This window comes from Paenibacillus sp. D2_2 (assembly GCF_031199965.1).
Lineage (GTDB): Bacteria > Bacillota > Bacilli > Paenibacillales > Paenibacillaceae > Fontibacillus.
In genome coordinates, this window is the sequence record NZ_CP133605.1 from 4,089,791 (window position 1) to 4,107,470 (window position 17,680).

A 17,680-nucleotide genomic window follows, 5' to 3' on the forward strand; every position below is an offset into this window, starting at 1 on the left:
TCCTTTACGGAGATATCAAAAGTCTGCGATCCTCTTCAGGATCTTCAAAAATAATGCCATCCTGCTTATACTTCTTCAATATAAAGTGCGTCTTAGTCGAAAGTACGGATTCGAGTGTAGACAGCTTTTCGGACACGAAGCTTGCCACTTCCTTCAGGTTACGGCCCTCCACCTCTACCAGTAGATCATATGCACCGGACATCAGATAGACACTCATGACTTGTGGGAACAAATAAATGCGCTCGGCGATCGCCTCAAACCCTCTTCCGCGCTCAGGCGTTATCTGTACTTCAATCAACGCCGTAACCTTCTCATCGTCCAGCTTACTGGAGTTAACTACCGTAGCGTACTTCACGATCACGTTATCCTCTTCCAATTCCGCGATCGCTTCCGCTATCTCCTCAGGAGTCGCGCCGAGCAATGTCGCCAGCAAATTAGGGTCACGCCTCGCGTCCTCTTTCAGAAGATCCAGCACTTTCAGCTTAAGTTCGCTCATTTGTCTCATCCTTCATCCTCCAGCGCTGTTCCGGCAATGTCAGGTCGTTAGTTAGGATACAACCTTCCGCACCCGCCTGCCGAAAACTAAATTTATAATAATATTACATGAATTTCATGCATCTGCAAAGAAAAACCGTCCGCCACGAGAATGAGTTCTCCTCTGGACGGACGGCAACTAAACGATAACAGCAAGTCGAATGGATCGCTAATACCGCTGTTTGAACGGCTCAGGTTAAGTAAGGGTTTTGTACGTTCGTAGTGTGATTCTCCACATTGCTCTGATGGGAGAAAGCACCGGGTTGCATATTGTTCATCTGACTGAGTTGATGTGCCTGCTGATGATCCTGCTGTGCCGTCTGAATCTCCTTATCAATAAGTTGGCGGGGTGCCGGAGCTGGCGCGGCATACATTTGATTCTGATCCATCACCTGATACAATTCGCCCTGCAATCGAAGCGTGCTATTAGTCAGGTCCGTGAACATGCGTCTCACGTTAGGACATGCCGATTCTGTCGTCGCCGTCGTATATTCTCCCACCGTTCTCTTCAAATCGGACAAAATAACATTAAGAAAATCGGTCTCCGTTAACGCTTGTTGGCCCTGTGATGGGTTCTGTTGTTGATTCATCATTCCTATCCTCCTAGATGTTTATATACATGATGGTTTTGTTAATGACCTTGTGTCGGAGCCATTTGTTGATGCTGCTTAAGCATATCAATCATCTGATGAGTATGCTGTTCATGAACCTGTAGATGCTGACCTATGACCTGGCTGATTTGTCCGTTAGCCGATACACTTTTTGCCGCTGCACATAACTTGATAAGCATATTCTCATTAGACAGGGAATCGGAGATGTAATCCAATTCCTTTCCTGTGAGAGGCTTCATTTGCATATTGTCCATGCCTATTCCTCCTGAATTTTGATTCAATTCTTGCCTATTATGCTCCCGCAAACCATTTTTTATAATGCTTCAAGTTGGACATACTGATGACATCCTCGTGAACAAAAGTGAGAAGGTTGAATGATGCTAGGGGCTGAGGAGCGGAGCGTACGTAGTTTGTACGTGAGCACCGCAGGACCCGGCTGAATTCAAGATTCGATGTCGAGTAAGCTCTCAGTGTTACCTCGTGTTAGATATAGAATTTATACGTTATCAGCGGAGCTGATGAAATTCTATATCGCAAGAAAACCTACCTTTGAATCGCGGTCGCTCCTCCTTGGACTGGCTTCGATCAGGTTTTCTTATCAAAAGCGAACTTTTGAACTACCTCTAAAGGAGTGGCCTATTTTGAAGTTGCATTATGGTCAATATTACTGGCCCACCGTAGCCCCTAAGGCCTCCCGATATCCCCACTTAAATACGGATATCACCTGTGATGTGTTAGTTGTCGGAGGCGGGATGGGCGGAGCACTAACGACAAAACTTCTTACCAACAAGAACATCGATACTGTCCTTGTTGAACGCCATCAAGTCGCCTCAGGTAGTTCTCTGGCGAATACTGGCCTGCTCCAATTTTCCAATGACAAGACGCTAACCTCTCTGATTCATACATTTGGCGAACAGGACGCCGTACATTTCTATCGGCTCTGCCGTGATGCTATCCAACATTTATTACGTCTTAGTCAGGAATTTCCCGAAGAGGCCAGGGTGATTCCTCGCGGTAGCTTATATTTTGCCAGCACTACGGAAGATGTCGATATGCTTAGAGAGGAGTATAGTACGCTGAAGCGCTACGGTTTTGATGCGGCATGGTGGAATGATGATCAGATCTCAACACATTTTCCTTTTAAAAAACCTGCAGCCATTTATACCAAGGGAGACGCAGAGGTCAACCCATATGCCTTCGTTCACAGTCTGGTCGAACATTCAGTTCAGCAGGGCGCGAAGGTCTATGAGGAATCCTCGATCAGCGGCTGCGAATTTACTCATGATCGGGTGATCTGCCGATGCGGTCATTCACAGATCACAGCCAAACATGTTATTTTTACAACCGGATATGAGACACAGCAATACAAGAGAGAGAAAGGGGCTGAATTAACAAGCTCTTATGTCATCGTTACCGAGCCACTCAAAGACTTTCGAGATTGGTATGAGCAGAGCTTGATCTGGGAGACAGCCCGGCCATATTACTATCTCCGAACAACCCAAGACGGTAGGATTATAGCCGGAGGCTTAGATGAGTCCCTACCTGGCGGTGAACTTGTAGAAGGACGCTATCTAGCCAAGAGCAAGCAACTACTGGATTATGTACATCAAATGTTCCCGCAGACTGCTTCTATTCAAGCTGAATACCGATGGGTGCCGTATTCGGGCACACACATGACGGACTTCCATATATTGGTTCACATCCTGATTATCCGCACTGCTATTTTCTTGAAGGTTATGGGGGTAACGGTACAGTGTGCAGTACGATCGCCGCAGAGATGATTACGGATGTAATCTGTGGAGAAGAGCGACCTGACATGCAGATGTTCTCATTAACAAGAACAACCCGACCAACCCCTGAATAACAAAAAAGAACCTTCAATTCCGTTCAAGGGAATGAAGGTTCTTTTTCAACTGACTTTTATTCTTCTTCAGTCACGGTACGGATGAGGTGCATTCTCTCATCTTCTGTCAAGAAATGACTGACATGAAAACATGCCGAGCAAATATACATATCCAGCTTGGCTGCCTTCTGCACCAGTGGCTTCGTAAGTCCAGCCGGAACTGCAGGTACGAAGCTGTCCGGCAAAGGTTGGCTGCCTGCGAACAGCATATACTCACGGCAATGAGGGCATTCCGGAACCTCTTCCTGTCCATCCAGTACTTTCTCAATTCCGGATTCATAGGCCAACAAATCTCCGCCCGCCTTGGTAAATGTCTCTACTCTACGAATTGCATCGAGATGCCCACTCTCTCCATGCTCCCAGAGATCTGACTGATCCTGATCCTCATACTCATCCTCATCGTAGTCGCTATCTTCATCCTGAATCTCATCGATCCCGATACTCAGAGTACGGTACCCCTTCAATTCATTGTTGCAATAAGGGCAATGCTCCTCGGGCCCTATCTCTTCATCCCATACTATTTCTGTCTGGCACCATGGGCAAATCGTCGTATCCATCGTTCCCATCCTCTCTTTAGTCCAACTTTGATCACGAAGTAATACTGGTAGCTTAATCGGCATCGAATTTTGAATTCAGCCGGACCTTCCGGTGCTCACGTACAAACTACGTACGCTCCGCTCCTCAGGCCTAGCTTCATCCAACCTTCTCGGTGCTGAAAGCTGGACTTATTAAACTCGCACTTAAATGCGTATTACGCCATCCAAAGATAAATAATCCCTGCGATAATAAAGCATACGGCAGCCGCGAATAAAACCCTGACCAGGTTCTTCAGCATGATCTTACTCCCCCTACATGGATCATATTCGTTCAAGACGAATTATTTAAGCTCCGCCACCGTAACTCCTGTGCCGCCTTCTCCGTAATTTCCAAGACGGTAGCTCTTAATATGCTTATGTCTGCGTAAATAGTCAGATATTCCACTGCGCAGAATCCCGGTTCCTTTACCGTGAATAATATAGACCTGCCCAAGATTACTAAGGTACGCTTCATCAATGAAGCGGTCCACTTCAATCAGTGCCTCTTCAAGATTGGTTCCTCGAAGATCCAACTCTGTCCGTACATTCTCGTCCCGGGTACGTTTCACATTAGCCGCGACTCGCTGAATCGGCTTCGTTACTGGAGCTGATCCAATCAATTCTAGGTCTTCAAGCGCAACCTTCATCTTCATAATACCCAGTTGAACAAGTGCTTCCTTGTCGCCGGACAGCTCGACAATATGACCTTTCTGATTCAAGCTGTGAACCTTCACTTCATCGCCGGGTTGGATCGAACGTTTCGGTTTGACAGCCTTACGAGCAGCAGGCTTCTTACGCATCGCCGGTTCAGCATCATCGAGTTGCTTACGAGCAGCAATCAGCTTATGCTCCTTCACCGAAGCTCCTTCTTCCATGGCAAGCAGGCGTAGCTCGTCAATAATGTTCTCCGCTTCGCTGCGAGCCTTAGTGATAACCGCCCTTGCTTCCTCTTCCGCCTTCTCCAAGTAACGCTCTTTTTGCTGCTCCAGCTTCTCAAGCTCGGCCTCATGCTTGTTTCGCAGGTTTTCCATTTCTTTACGCAATCTCTCAGCGGTCTCGCGTTCCTGCTCAGCAATGTTCCGATTCTCTTCGAGTTTGGCAATCATATTCTCCACTCGCAGGTCCTCTTCTTTAACTTCACCACGGGCAAATTCAAGAATCGGGGCTGGGAGCCCAAGCCGTTCAGCAATTGCAAATGCATTGCTTCGGCCAGGAACACCAACCAGCAAGCGGTAGGTAGGACTTAATGTATTAATGTCAAACTCCATACTTGCATTGATAACGCCTTTACGTTCATAGGCATAAGCCTTAAGTTCGCTATAGTGCGTAGTCGCTACCATTCTACAACCAAGGGAATGAATATGCTCCAATATCGCAATCGCCAGAGCCGAGCCTTCAGCTGGATCTGTTCCCGCCCCAAGCTCATCCAGCAGAACAAGACTCTTAGGCGTCATGTTCTTCAGAATCGAGATAATGTTCGTCATGTGGCTGGAGAAAGTACTCAAGCTCTGCTCAATGCTCTGCTCATCGCCGATATCCGCATAGATCGCGTCAAATACACATAATTGACATCCTTCTTCAACAGGAACGAACAATCCGGACATAGCCATCAGACTGAGCAAGCCGATCGTCTTCAACGTAACCGTCTTCCCGCCAGTGTTTGGACCAGGTGACGATAATCGTCGAAAATTGATTACCAAGCTCAACATCAATTGGAACAACTTGGTCAATCGAAATAAGCGGATGACGTCCTTTCCGCAACTTGATGAAGCCACGGTCATTCATTCTCGGCATCGTGGCCTTCATCTCACGCGCCAGACGCGCCTTAGCGAACATAAAGTCTAGCTGAGCCAGAATATCGATATCATATAGCAGCAGTTCCGCCTGTTCCCCTACGAGCGCAGTCAGTTTCTGAAGAATAACCTCAATCTCTCGCTCCTCACGCAGCTTCGTCTCACGCAGCTTATTGTTCATCGCTACAATCGACTCTGGCTCAATGAACAGAGTTGCCCCGAACCTGACTGGTCGTGCACGATTCCGCCGAAATGAGAACGGTATTCCGCCTTAACCGGAATGACGAAGCGATCGCCGCGAATCGTAACAATCTGATCCTGCAGCATCTTCGAGACCGTCGACGAACGGATCATTGCATCCAGCTTCTCGCGGATCCGTACTTCACCACCACGTAGCTCACGTCTAATTTGCGATAACTCCGCACTTGCCGAATCCATAATCTCCGCATTATCATCGACGCAGCGTTTGATCGCTTCCTCTAAGTGCTTCTGCTCACTCAAGGACTCACTCAACGTAAATAATATCTCCACTGGATTGTCCTCGTGTACTGCTGACAGATAGCGCTTGATTCGTCTTGAACCTTCAAGTGTCGTCGCAATCCCTAGCAGTTCATGGGGATTCAGCGTACCAGCGATGCGGGCACGTCTCACAGCCGGCGTTATATCTACAATTCCCCCGAAGGAAGGATAACCCTTAAGTCGATCAACCGTAAAGGATTCCTCCGTCCCCTGCAGCATCAACTTCACATCCTCCAAATGGGTCACTGGATGTAAGTCCTCTACCATCTGTTTGCCAAGCGAGGTCTGCGCGTACCGGGCTAATTGATTTATTATCTTTGGATATTCCATCGTTTTCAGTATTTTTTGATCCAAGAAACTTCACAACCTCTCTCGAGCTATGGTTACATTATATCGAAACAGCTCAAATTTCGCTATTTCGCCCAAATTTAAAAATACAGGCACATAATAACCGACTTTCATGAACATCATAATATGGAGTTGCCACATGAATTTCATCAAAAAAGGAGGCAAATACCGTGAATTTTCTTGGGCATGTTGTCCGTTTTATCGTCTCCGCCCTAGTATTGCTGGTTGTGGGTTGGCTCGTCCCACAATTCAGTGTAGGTGGGTTTTGGAGCGCTTTGGTGCTCGCTCTTGTAATTGCCTTATTGGGTTGGGCCATTGAGGGCATATTCGGCAAGAAGGTCACTCCATTTGGACGCGGTATCGTTGGGTTTCTGGCCAGCGCGCTCGTGATCTGGCTCGCCCAATTCGTCGTATCCGGGGTTTCCGTGTCTGTAATCGGCGCTTTACTGGCGGCATTAGTGATCGGGATTATCGATCTGTTTATCCCCGTATCTACACCATTTGAAGCAGGCCGGGATAATAGATCCCGATAAGTTCCTTCTGAATTACGGTTATAAGTTGCAGCAAGAACTGCCCCGCGCCCCCATACTTGGAGGAATCGGGGTAGTTTTTTTATGTTCTCATATCCACATACTCGCCGAAAATAGCTCTATTTCGAAAAAAATTGGAAAATGTTCACTAATTATTCATACCGTCCCTCTCTTCAACCTAAGAACCTGCGCTATAATATCCTTAAATTTGTCACAAAAATACTATATTGCAGGTGATGATTATGAAGAAGACTATTGCACTCATGGCTACATCTGTGTTATTACTCCTCTTAGCTGCTTGTGGTAGCGGTTCCAATACCAGTTCTGAAGATAATAACATTACACCAGAGGCCGAGCTTACGATTGAAGCGACCAATTATCAATTCGATCAGCCTGAGTATCATTTGAAAAAGGGTGTCCCGGTGAAGATCACATTTAAGAGCAACGAAGGTAATCATGGAATGCTCGTACCTGGACTAAGGCTGCAGTTAAGTGGCAAGAGCGAGTCCAAGACGATTGTCCCGAAGGAAGTCGGAGAATATGAAATGTCCTGCTCCATTATGTGCGGAACCGGACATACAGCCATGCTCTCCAAAATTATAGTAGATGAATAATCATTTAAGGGTCCTTGGCGAATCGCCTAAGGACCCTTAAATTCTGTACCTTGAACTAGCACAGCGCTAATTGTTATCCTGTTCGATCAATTCGATCCATTCGTCATACTCCGTCTGCAGCTTCGCATAATCTTCCTTCAGACGCTTATATTCCTGTTCAAGCTTCTGCGTGTTCTCTTGGTCTAACTCTCTAACCGATTTTAACAAATGATACTCATGCGATACAATTTCATAGCCTTCGGTAATTTGCCGAATCTGCTCAGACATTTGTTCCTTCTCCTGCCGCAGTGCCTCATAATCCACGTTTAGCTCCTCGACCTTCTCCGAGCTCGCCGCACATTCCTGTTGCCATGTATTCAATTGTCTTTGCATGTCAGCTTCAATCTCACGCCAGGAAGCAAGCTCCTGCTCAGCTGAAGCTAGCTGCGATTTCCAAGCCTGTTCTTGCTGCTCGGCATCTTTGCGCGCCTGCTCCTGCTCTTCTGCAAGCTGAGCGAAGTCCTTCGACTCCTCTTCCAGAGCACGAATACGTTCACCCAGACTTTGATTCTTCTCATGCAAATGGTTCTTCTCTGCTTCGCTTGTCTCCATAAGCTGAGCGTAACCCTTCGACTCCTCTTTCAACTCCCGGATACGCTCGTCAAGATTCTGTACTTCATCTTGCAGTTCTTTCTTCTCTGCCTCGTTTGCCTCTGCAAGCTGGGCATAGTCCTCAGACTCTTCTTGCAATTCCTGAATCTTCTCACTCAGACTCTCAATCTTTTCTCTTAAGCGCTTCTTCTCCGCTTCGCTTGCATCCGCTAACTGTGCATAGCTCTCCGTCTCTTCCTTCAGACCCCGGATTCGCTCATCAAGATTCTTAACTTCCTCTTGCAGCTCTTTCTTCTCTGCTTCACCTATCTCTGCAAGCTGAGCATAGTCCTGAGACTCCTCCCCAAGGATCCGAATACGATCTTCGAGATTATGGATTTTCTCACGAAGCTGTTTATTCTCTGCTTCGCCCGACTCTACGAGCTGATTATAATTCTTAGCCTCTTCTTCCATACCTTGTATACGTTCGGAAAGACTTTGAACCTCACCTTGCAGTCGGTTCTTCTCTACTTCACTCGACTCCGCAAGCTGAGCGTAGCCTTTGGACTCTTCTTCCAGCTCAAGAATGCGCTCACCCGTACTTTGAATCTCTTCTTGCAAGCGAATCTTCTCTTCCTCACTGGCTTCCGCTTTCATAATCGCGGTTCCCCGATCAGACAGTGCTTGCTTCAATTTAATTCGCAGCTCTTCCAACTCGGCTGTGCTTCTTTGAAGCTTGTCCTTTTCAGCCTGCAGACCTTGACGGGCGGCATTCGCTTCCTTCGTCGCGAATTGCAACTGCTGTTCATTCTTCTCTAGCTCACCAGATACCTCGAGCAGCTTCGCTTCCAAACGGTTCAATTCCTCATTCCGTTTCTCGGCCAGCTTCTGCCAGGATTTCTCGTTCTGCAGAACGCCATCTAACTCGGAGCGGAGTTTCTTCTCCCGTTCAGTTGCTTCCTGTACATGCTGCTGCAGCTTCTTCGTCTCTGCTTCTGCACTTTGTAGCGAATCTTGCAATCCTTTCTTCTGCAATTCCAGCTTATCCATGCTCGCCTTCAATTGCTGTCCGTCTGCCTTAGCCGACTCTTCACGCTGCTGTACGGCCTTCAATTGCGCGCTCAGCTTGTCATGTTCGCCCTTCTCCCGCTGCACATTTTGTTCCGTGGTACGAAGCTTATTCTGCAGCTGGGTGTTACTGTTCCGTTGCTCATTCAACTGGCGCTCCAAATCCTGCATTCTGTTCGTATGCTTGAGGTCCTTGGCTTCCTGTTCCTTGACTTGCTTCGCATTCTCAGCTTCATGCTGCTTAAGCATGGCCTCAGATGCCATAAGCTTGTCAGACAACGTCTTCCTGTCATTCTTCAAATTGCCATGCTCCTCCTGAAGCTTGGCATGCTGCTCTTCTTGCTTAGCATTTAGCGTCTTGAGAACTTCCATCTCCTGAGCGAGAGCTACTTTCTCCTGCTGCAAGCTTCTCAGCTCTCCTTCAAGCTGAGTCACCCTCGCAGCCTCCTCCGTCATCCGAACGGCGGTCAACACCGCTAGGCGGGGAATATCCAAGTGTGAATACGCCTTGGATATGGAACGCATCTGCTCGTCCACACGCTTAGCGATTTGTTTCATATACGCTTCATTACTGCCAACAATTTTATAAGAAGTACCGTAAATATCTACGTTTACACTAATCCGGTCAGGGGTATTCAAACTTTGTGCCTCCTTTATTGCGCTTCGTTCTAGGTGTCTGAAATATGCATTTTTTTGCACGAAAGTCACATCGAATCGTTTACCTGTACTTGATTCGATGTGACTTTGTGCAATTCCTGCTATTTTCTTAATTCAGCAGCAAAAGTTTGCTCAAGTGCACTGACCACAGACCCATGCACTTCAGCGATCTCTTCATCCGTCAACGTCCGCTCCTTGTGACGGTATACGAGAGACAGAGCTACACTCTTCTTGCCATCTCCCAGCTTACTGCCAGTGAATACGTCGAATACTTCAACGGATTCCAGCAATTCGCCCGCAGTATGGCGAATGGTTCCGACCAAATCCCCAGCTTGAACTTCTTCGCTTACAACGACAGCAATGTCACGCTGCATCGATGGGAAGCGTGGTAGATCCTGATAAGCTACAGTTGCTCCCGCATAACGGTAGATCGGTTCAAGCAGTAATTCTGCTGCATACGTATCCTCAAGATCCAGTTCGTGCTGTAGCTCCGGATGAAGCTGCCCAGGGTGCCAATCCATAGCTTGCCTTCCGGTGCAGTGAGATACACGGAAGCAGAGCGTCCCGGATGGAATCCAGTCGGCTTATTCGCTTCATAAGAGATGCGTTCGCTTAATCCCAATGCATTGAACACACTTTCAAGCGCTCCCTTGATATCAAAGAAGTCTACCTTCTCCGCAGGTACATTCCAGCGCTTCTCTCCACGATTACCAGTCAATAGCAGTCCGAGCACAGACAATTCCTGCGGCTGCTTCGTCAGCTTCTCTTCTGTGGAGAGGAATACATTGCCGATCTCGAACAATGCCAGATTATCCTGCTTGCGATTGCGGTTATATGCCGCAATCTCGGTCAGCCCTGGTAACAGACTACTACGCAGAACACCCCGCTCCTCACTCATCGGCATTGCCAGTTTTACTTCATACTCTCCTGTGCCCAGACGTGGGAACAGTTTGCTACTGCCTTCCTTCACGAAGGAATAGCCCATCGCTTCCTGCCACCCGCCATGCACCAGCAGTTTGCGCAAGTTACGGCGCAGCGCCTGTGACTTCGTATATCCACCTACGGTTGTCGGCCCTTCTATAACTGTAGTTGGAATGTTGTCATACCCGTACAAACGTGCAACTTCTTCGATCAAATCTACATCGCGGGTAATATCTCCACGACGGGTTGGTACGCGTACTTCAATAGTATTACCGGACACATCGCCGCAATCAAGATGCAATCTGCTCAGAATCGTCTTCGTCTCCAGCGATGAAATATCCGTTCCAAGGAAAGCATTCAGCTTGCTGATCGACAAGGCAATGATTCTCTCTTGCGGTTGTTGAACAACAGTCTCCACTACGCCCTGATGAACGCAGCCTTCAGCATACTTCATCATAAGTGTAGCCGCCCGGTTCAGAGCCGGAATTACAGCGTTCGGATCAACCTCTTTTTCAAAACGCAACGACGCTTCGGAACGAAGTCCCAGTTGACGAGACGTAATCCGTACTGAACTGCCGCTGAATTTAGCCGATTCCAGTACAATATTCGTCGTCTGCTCCGTCACTTCTGAATTCAAACCACCCATAACCCCTGCCAGAGCGATCGGTTTGTCCTCTCCATCTACGATCAAGAGCGTTCCCACTTCCAGCTTACGCTCCTGTCCATCCAATGTGACAAGGATCTCGCCCGCTGTTGCCTCGCGAACACCAATTACGCCGCCAGCAATCTTATCAGCATCAAAAGCATGCAGTGGTTGACCGTATTCCATCATGATGTAATTCGTTACGTCAACGATATTATTGATCGGACGAACTCCCGCAGCCATCAGACGATTCTGCATCCAAAGCGGCGAAGGAGCGATCTTAACACCTGTAATATAGCGGACCGCGTAATGATCACACAATGCCGGAGCATCAATCTTCACAGATACATATTCGTGGGCTGGCTTCTGCACTTCAACAAGGTCCTTCTCTGGCGTCGGCAGCTTGATATCTCTTCCGAGAATCGCGCCCACTTCGTACGCCGCACCCAGCATACTAAGGCAATCGGAACGGTTCGGGTCAGATCGAAATCAAGGATTTGATCGTCAAGCCCAAGCAGCTTCGTGATCGGCGTGCCAATCTCCACATGCTCTGGCAGCACCAGAATACCCTCCTGTTGCTCCTTCGGCAGTAACTTGTCATTTAGTCCCAATTCCTTGGCAGAACAGATCATTCCATGCGAAGGAACGCCGCGTAGCTTCGCCTTCTTGATCTTCAAACCACCTGGCAGCTCGGCGCCTACAAGCGCAACCGGAACCTTCTGGCCAGCGTCTACGTTCTTAGCTCCACAGACGATCTGCAGATCCTCGCCTAAGCCTGCATCTACTGTACACACGTTCAGCTTGTCGGCATCCGGTGTTTTTCCTTATGCTTGACATAACCCACAACAACCTGAGTCACGCCTTTATTGCGGTCCTCTATCGAATCAATCTCTATGCCCGAGCGCGTAATTTGCTCAGCGAGCTCTGTAATATTTACATTTTCAAGTGATACATATTTGGATAACCATTCGGTTGATACTTTCATCTAACTTTCCCCTTTCCGCTATTAAATTCTGGAAAACTGCTGCAAGAAACGAAGATCATTGCTGAAGAAGTGACGGATATCATCCACACCATATTTCAGCATCGCGATCCGCTCAACACCCATACCGAATGCAAAGCCGCTATAAATTTCAGGATCATAGCCGCTCATCTCCAGCACGCGTGGGTGCACCATTCCGCTGCCCAGAATTTCCAGCCATCCGGTTTGTTTGCACACCCGGCAGCCATTACCGCCGCATTTTACACAGGTTACGTCAACCTCGACACTTGGTTCGGTGAACGGGAAAAAGCTCGGACGTAGACGAATTTGCGTATTCGGACCGAACATTTTCTTTGTGAACTCGAGCAAAGTCCCCTTCAAGTCACTCATGCGGATTCCTTTGCCGACAACTAGACCTTCGATTTGATGGAACTGGAAGGAGTGGGTCGCATCATCATCATCGCGACGATATACTCGTCCAGGACAAATAACCTTAATAGGCACCTCGCCCTTCATTTGCTCCATCGTGTGTACTTGAACCGGAGAAGTCTGTGTACGCATCAGCAATTCTTCCGTTAAATAGAAAGAATCCTGCATATCACGAGCCGGATGATCCTTTGGTAAATTCAACGCTTCGAAATTATAATAATCGGTCTCGACCTCGGGACCCTCAGCAATCCGATATCCCATACCAATGAAGACATCTTCAATATCCTGAATAACCTGATTCAACGGGTGAACCCCGCCTTGCTTCATCGGACGACCCGGTAAGGTCACATCTACTTGCTCGGCCGCGAGGCGTAGTTCAGTAGCTTGACGTTGGAAGAATCTGCTCTTCTCATCGACCAGGGCTTCAATAGCCCCTCGGACTTCATTGGCCACCTGACCAATAACCGGACGCTCCTCTGCGCTTAGAGATCCCATACCACGCAGAACTTCCGTAAGCGCACCCTTCTTACCTAGATATTTAACACGTAGATCATTCAGATGATTTCCATCTGCAACCTTGTGAAGCTGTTCCAATGCATCTTGCTTGAGTGCTTCCAAACGATCCTTCATGAACTTATCCTCCCTAAACATATAAAATCATCAATTTGAACTTATGCCCTCATAAGCTAATAACACAGGCTAAAATTGAAGTTGACAGTTGATTCAAACAAAAAAAGCCTTCTCTCCCCAGAAGGGACGAAAAGACCGTGGTACCACCCTTGTTAGAGTCTGCAGCATGCAGCACACACCATAGGCGTCCGCTGTTAGAGCAATACTCTCACTTTAACGAATAACGGTTCGTGACCGGTATCCTCTACTTTCTTCTTCCCTCATTTGTGCTCAGTAGGAACAAGCTGTTCAAGGAACTGCTCCGGAGCGAACTTCAGCAGTCTGAATTTCGTAGAGACGCTCTCAATCTGCGGCGTCCCCTCCCTGTAAGAAGGCTTCTGCTTACTCTTCTCCATCATTGCATTTACTTCTTTTATGCGTTTGGCTTGACTGATTTCACTTAATCAATATTATATGCAAACTTCCCTCTGATGGCAAGCTACCAGCGCTCTAAATAACTGCTCCGGCTATCATCTTAACGCAGGTAGCAGTGAAAAGCTGAATTCAACGGATGTAGTCAATCGTTTTTTCAAAAAAGGTCTTGCCTTCCATCTATAAAAATGATATATTATTTCTTGTCTTCACAAAGAAGTTAGCTTCTTAAATAAAGACAACGGGATGTAGCTCAGCTTGGTAGAGCACCTGGTTTGGGACCAGGGGGTCGCATGTTCGAATCGTGTCATCCCGACCATAATTTCATTTGCGGGTGTAGTTCAATGGTAGAACTCCAGCCTTCCAAGCTGGTAGCGTGGGTTCGATTCCCATCACCCGCTTCCTATGTTAACCCCTTGCGATGCAAGGGGTTTTCTTTTGTTATCTATAAAACAACATGCGCTTCGGCTGGGAGTACCTCCAATCTCTATAACATGTCTCATATAAAAAAGCTCCTTAACCGGCAAGCCGGCTGAAGGAACTCATTCTCGAATACTCCTGCAGGAACAGGCTTACTAAACAGGAAGCCCTGCCCCTCATGGCAATTCTGTTGCTTCAGGAATTCAAGCTGCTCCTTGCTCTCCACTCCTTCGGCAGTTACCTTGAGCTGTAGATGATGCGCCATCGTCGTGATCGTTGATACTATGGCTGCATCATTTCCGTCCAGCATCAGCTCTTGGACGAAAGCACGGTCAATCTTCAAACGGTCGATCGGCAAGCTCTTCAAATAGTAGAGTGAGCTGTACCCTGTTCCAAAATCGTCGATACTAATATGTATTCCAAGCTGCTTCAAGCTGTAAAGCTGGCTTAACGCGGTTTCGATATCATAGGTCATACTCTCTGTAACCTCAAGCTCCAGATACTTCGCTTCCATTCCGACTTCATTCAGGATCGCTCCGACCCTCTCAGCCAAGTTATATTGACGGAACTGGCGCATCGATAGATTGACGGATATACATACTGGTGGGTAACCAGCTAATTGCCAATTTCTATTGTACTGGCAAGCAGTCCTCAATACCCACTCTCCAAGCTGGACGATCAATCCGCTATCCTCAGCAATCGGAATGAAGTCACCCGGTGAAATGATGCCACGTTTGGGATGTCTCCATCGTACCAACGCCTCCATTCCTACCATTCGATTCGTCTGCAGACTGAATTGCGGCTGAAACTCCAGAAAGAATTGTTCCTGATCCAGCGCCTTGCGCATATCATTCTCCAATTCGATTCTGGCCTGGGTCACTAGCTTCATCGTATCGACGTAACGCGAGAATTCCTGCCCTTGATCTTTGGCATGATGAACGGCCATATCAGCATATTGAATGACCTGCTCCACAGAAGTTCCGTCTACGGGATACACGGATAATCCCATCGACAATGAGATATGGTACTCTGTATCATCGATAATAACCGATGGGTTCACCGATCGAAGTAAGCTTATCGCTCGCCGTTCAGCAGCCTCCGCATCGTTCACATCAGTCAGAATAACAGCGAACTCATCTTCGCTCATCCGATAGACCTTCTCCGCACCATGGCACACTTCAGACAACCGTTCACCTACTTCCGTAAGCATCTTGTCACCCGCACTATAACCGAGAGAATCATTAATCGCTTTGAATCGATCGATATTGATAACAGTTATACCGATACATGAGGCGCCAAAATGATTCGCATACCCGTCGAGCTCCTCTTTCATCCGCCGCAAATTAGGCAATCCGGTCAGATCATCATGATCTACCATATGCTTCATCATGGCTTCAACTGCCTGTTGGCTGCGGAACGGTTCTTCGATGGTAAGGCGGTATACACCCTTCATTACGAAATAATAAGAGATCACCATATACCACTCGCCGACAGCATGAAGCAAGCTGAGCCGCATGTCTACTAACATAAAAAAAGTATGACCCAGTAGCATGAACATCAGTGCCCTGACCATCGTAATAGCCGCGGACGAGCTGGACTCACGTGCTCGGCGGATCATAGATATCATCGCTAATAAGATTATCGGCAGCGTAACCATCCAGATTATCGCATTGCCGAAGCTGCGCCCTTCGTATGTATGCCAAGTTGAATACTTCCTTTGATACGTATATAACAGACCGATCCCGATCACGGTGACTAATGCACCACCGATAAAGGTCATTAATTTATGCTTGCCTGACACCTGCTGGTCTTCCGAACTGAAAATAAACAGGATTCCCAAAGCCCCTAACAAATGTGAAATCGCAAGCAACGTGTCCGATAGATGAAGGCCTGTCTCTATTCCAAATAACTTAATCCCGCTATACGCTGATATATGTAATACATCTAATAATCCGACTATGAAAAAAAGAACCGCTGTATACGATCGCTGTCTAGATAATTTGTCTGCAAACAAAATCCAGCCCTGAGCAAAAATCGCAAATGATACCGTTCCGATCACCAATCCGGCTAAAATCAGTAATGCTCTTGTACTTTCTGCGGAAATCCCCAGACTATCTAACCTGACGGATGCTATGATTAAGGCCAGCATACCTGCCAAGCCAACTCCTCCCTGGATTATCGCTGTTCTTCTCTCTGTCTTAGTACCCATTTTTGAGTTCTCATCCCCCGGAGGTATATTCTTTAGTTGTACAATTCAACATCATCCGCTATTTTCCTGCCTTCTCCCTAATCTGAGGACAAAAATCGTCAAAAACTGCATTCGCTCAAAACATTCAGAAAAGCCCGGTTATCCTGAGATAACCGGACTTTATCATATATAGTCTATTTGTCTGACTTTTTAAACTCGTACTATTATTTCTTCTTGAAGTTCACTTCAGGCGTCGTGAGCTTATCGTAGAAATCAACGACCTTATCTTTGTCGTCCGAAACACGAAGTGCCATAGCTGAACGCGGATGCTCATCCAGCGTTCCGGTAATCATGTAGGGGATCAGGTAACCCCACTCCTCCTTCTCGCGAAGCGGCACCATGAGCTCTTCAAGCACAACAAGCAATGGACGAAGTTTATATTTTGTATTTTTCAAATGAGTTACGAGTAGTTCAGTAGGACAGTTTCCTGCTGCTCGTCCCATCCCGTACACAGAAGCGTCAAGGAATTCTACCCCATTATCTGCTGCAACTAGCGTATTCGAGAAAGCCAACTGCATGTTGTTATGGGTATGAACGCCCAAGCGTTTATTAGGCAAATGGGTCTTGAATTTGTTCACCAAGTATTCCATATCTTTATAATCCAGACTGCCGTAAGAATCAACGACATACACAACGTCAACTACGCTCTCCTTGATCATCTCGAACGCTTCAAGTAATTCATTCTCCATCACGTTCGACAAAGCCATAATATTCAGCGTCGTCTCATAACCACGGTCATGGAACAATTGTACAAGCTCCAGAGCTTTATCAACATCCTTGATGTAGCAGGCTACTCGAATTAGATCAAGCATGCTCTCGCTGCGGGTAAAACATCATTCTCATCTACCCGCCCGATATCAACTAGTGCAGACAGCTTAGTGTTTCCTTTCTCCGGGATCACCTTGCGAAGGAAATCGTCGTCTAGAAAGCGCCATGGCCCCGCCTCATCTGCTCCCTTAAGCAGCTTCGGAGAGTTTTTATATCCAATTTCCATATAATCCACGCCTGCTTCATTCAGACCGGCATACAATTTTTGCACGAAATCTACACTAAAATCCCAGTTATTTACTAACCCACCGTCACGGATAGTACAATCGACAATCTTACATTGGTTCACTTTCATCTTCCTATCCCTTTCACTCGTTTGTTTTTTATTATCCATCTTACTTGAAGATAATTGAAAATGTAAAGCGAAAGAATTAAATGCTGTGATCTATATCACAGTTGGCCAGTTTGCAGTTTGCTATATTATTTATAACAAATGAGAGTGATTA

Annotated in this window: 10 protein-coding genes, 2 tRNA genes, 3 pseudogenes and 1 other annotated feature; of the genes and pseudogenes, 5 read left to right on the plus strand and 10 right to left on the minus strand. The window is 47.1% G+C overall.

Annotated elements, in window-relative coordinates; translation table 11 throughout:
* Positions 1 to 4: 4 nt before the first annotated feature.
* The 3 genes from RE628_RS20910 to RE628_RS20920 form a co-directional block, all read right to left on the minus strand.
* On the minus strand, positions 5 to 505 hold the full coding sequence (locus RE628_RS20910; protein ID WP_309154844.1) for an Lrp/AsnC family transcriptional regulator: 501 nt from the start codon (positions 503 to 505) through the stop codon (positions 5 to 7).
* 220 nt (positions 506 to 725) lie between these two features.
* A complete protein-coding gene (locus RE628_RS20915) occupies positions 726 to 1,127 on the minus strand; it encodes a spore coat protein (protein WP_309154847.1) in 402 nt (133 codons plus the stop codon).
* A 38-nt stretch (positions 1,128 to 1,165) separates the two neighbouring features.
* A complete protein-coding gene (locus RE628_RS20920; protein WP_309154848.1) occupies positions 1,166 to 1,399 on the minus strand; it encodes a hypothetical protein in 234 nt (77 codons plus the stop codon).
* Positions 1,400 to 1,786: 387 nt separating this feature from the next.
* On the opposite strand from RE628_RS20920, the gene RE628_RS20925 reads away from it, so the two are divergent.
* Complete coding sequence (locus RE628_RS20925; RefSeq protein WP_309154851.1) at positions 1,787 to 2,926, plus strand: NAD(P)/FAD-dependent oxidoreductase; 1,140 nt, start codon at positions 1,787 to 1,789, stop codon at positions 2,924 to 2,926.
* 139 nt (positions 2,927 to 3,065) lie between these two features.
* Here the strand turns inward: RE628_RS20925 and RE628_RS20930 are convergent, their stop codons facing one another.
* Together RE628_RS20930 and RE628_RS20935 are read right to left on the minus strand one after the other, a co-directional pair.
* Complete coding sequence (locus RE628_RS20930; RefSeq protein ID WP_309154854.1) at positions 3,066 to 3,668, minus strand: hypothetical protein; 603 nt, start codon at positions 3,666 to 3,668, stop codon at positions 3,066 to 3,068.
* 257 nt (positions 3,669 to 3,925) lie between these two features.
* A pseudogene (locus tag RE628_RS20935) lies at positions 3,926 to 6,289 on the minus strand (endonuclease MutS2).
* 164 nt (positions 6,290 to 6,453) lie between these two features.
* Between RE628_RS20935 and RE628_RS20940 the strand changes: the two are divergent.
* Positions 6,454 to 6,816 carry a phage holin family protein gene (locus RE628_RS20940; protein WP_309154856.1) on the plus strand — a complete coding sequence of 121 codons (363 nt, stop codon included), beginning with the start codon at positions 6,454 to 6,456 and terminating at the stop codon, positions 6,814 to 6,816.
* 239 nt (positions 6,817 to 7,055) lie between these two features.
* Positions 7,056 to 7,427 (plus strand): cupredoxin domain-containing protein, encoded by a 372-nt coding sequence (locus RE628_RS20945; RefSeq protein WP_309154857.1) that lies wholly within the window; start codon positions 7,056 to 7,058, stop codon positions 7,425 to 7,427.
* A 66-nt stretch (positions 7,428 to 7,493) separates the two neighbouring features.
* Here the strand turns inward: RE628_RS20945 and RE628_RS20950 are convergent, their stop codons facing one another.
* The 3 genes and pseudogenes from RE628_RS20950 to pheS form a co-directional block, all read right to left on the minus strand.
* Positions 7,494 to 9,704 carry a hypothetical protein gene (locus RE628_RS20950; RefSeq protein WP_309154858.1) on the minus strand — a complete coding sequence of 737 codons (2,211 nt, stop codon included), beginning with the start codon at positions 9,702 to 9,704 and terminating at the stop codon, positions 7,494 to 7,496.
* Positions 9,705 to 9,823: 119 nt separating this feature from the next.
* Positions 9,824 to 12,271: pseudogene (gene pheT, locus RE628_RS20955) on the minus strand (phenylalanine--tRNA ligase subunit beta).
* A gap of 21 nt (positions 12,272 to 12,292) precedes the next feature.
* A complete protein-coding gene (gene pheS / locus RE628_RS20960; protein WP_309154859.1) occupies positions 12,293 to 13,327 on the minus strand; it encodes a phenylalanine--tRNA ligase subunit alpha in 1,035 nt (344 codons plus the stop codon).
* Between the two features lie 119 nt (positions 13,328 to 13,446).
* Positions 13,447 to 13,734 (minus strand) — a binding site (T-box leader).
* 246 nt (positions 13,735 to 13,980) lie between these two features.
* Here pheS and RE628_RS20965 point away from each other — a divergent pair.
* Positions 13,981 to 14,057: transfer RNA gene (locus tag RE628_RS20965), tRNA-Pro, on the plus strand.
* Positions 14,058 to 14,068: 11 nt separating this feature from the next.
* A tRNA-Gly gene (locus RE628_RS20970) sits at positions 14,069 to 14,139 on the plus strand.
* A 98-nt stretch (positions 14,140 to 14,237) separates the two neighbouring features.
* Here the strand turns inward: RE628_RS20970 and RE628_RS20975 are convergent.
* Together RE628_RS20975 and RE628_RS20980 are read right to left on the minus strand one after the other, a co-directional pair.
* Positions 14,238 to 16,367, minus strand: coding sequence for a putative bifunctional diguanylate cyclase/phosphodiesterase (locus RE628_RS20975; protein WP_309154860.1), 2,130 nt, complete (start codon positions 16,365 to 16,367; stop codon positions 14,238 to 14,240).
* Between the two features lie 203 nt (positions 16,368 to 16,570).
* A pseudogene (locus RE628_RS20980) lies at positions 16,571 to 17,529 on the minus strand (aldolase catalytic domain-containing protein).
* Positions 17,530 to 17,680 lie beyond the last annotated feature (151 nt).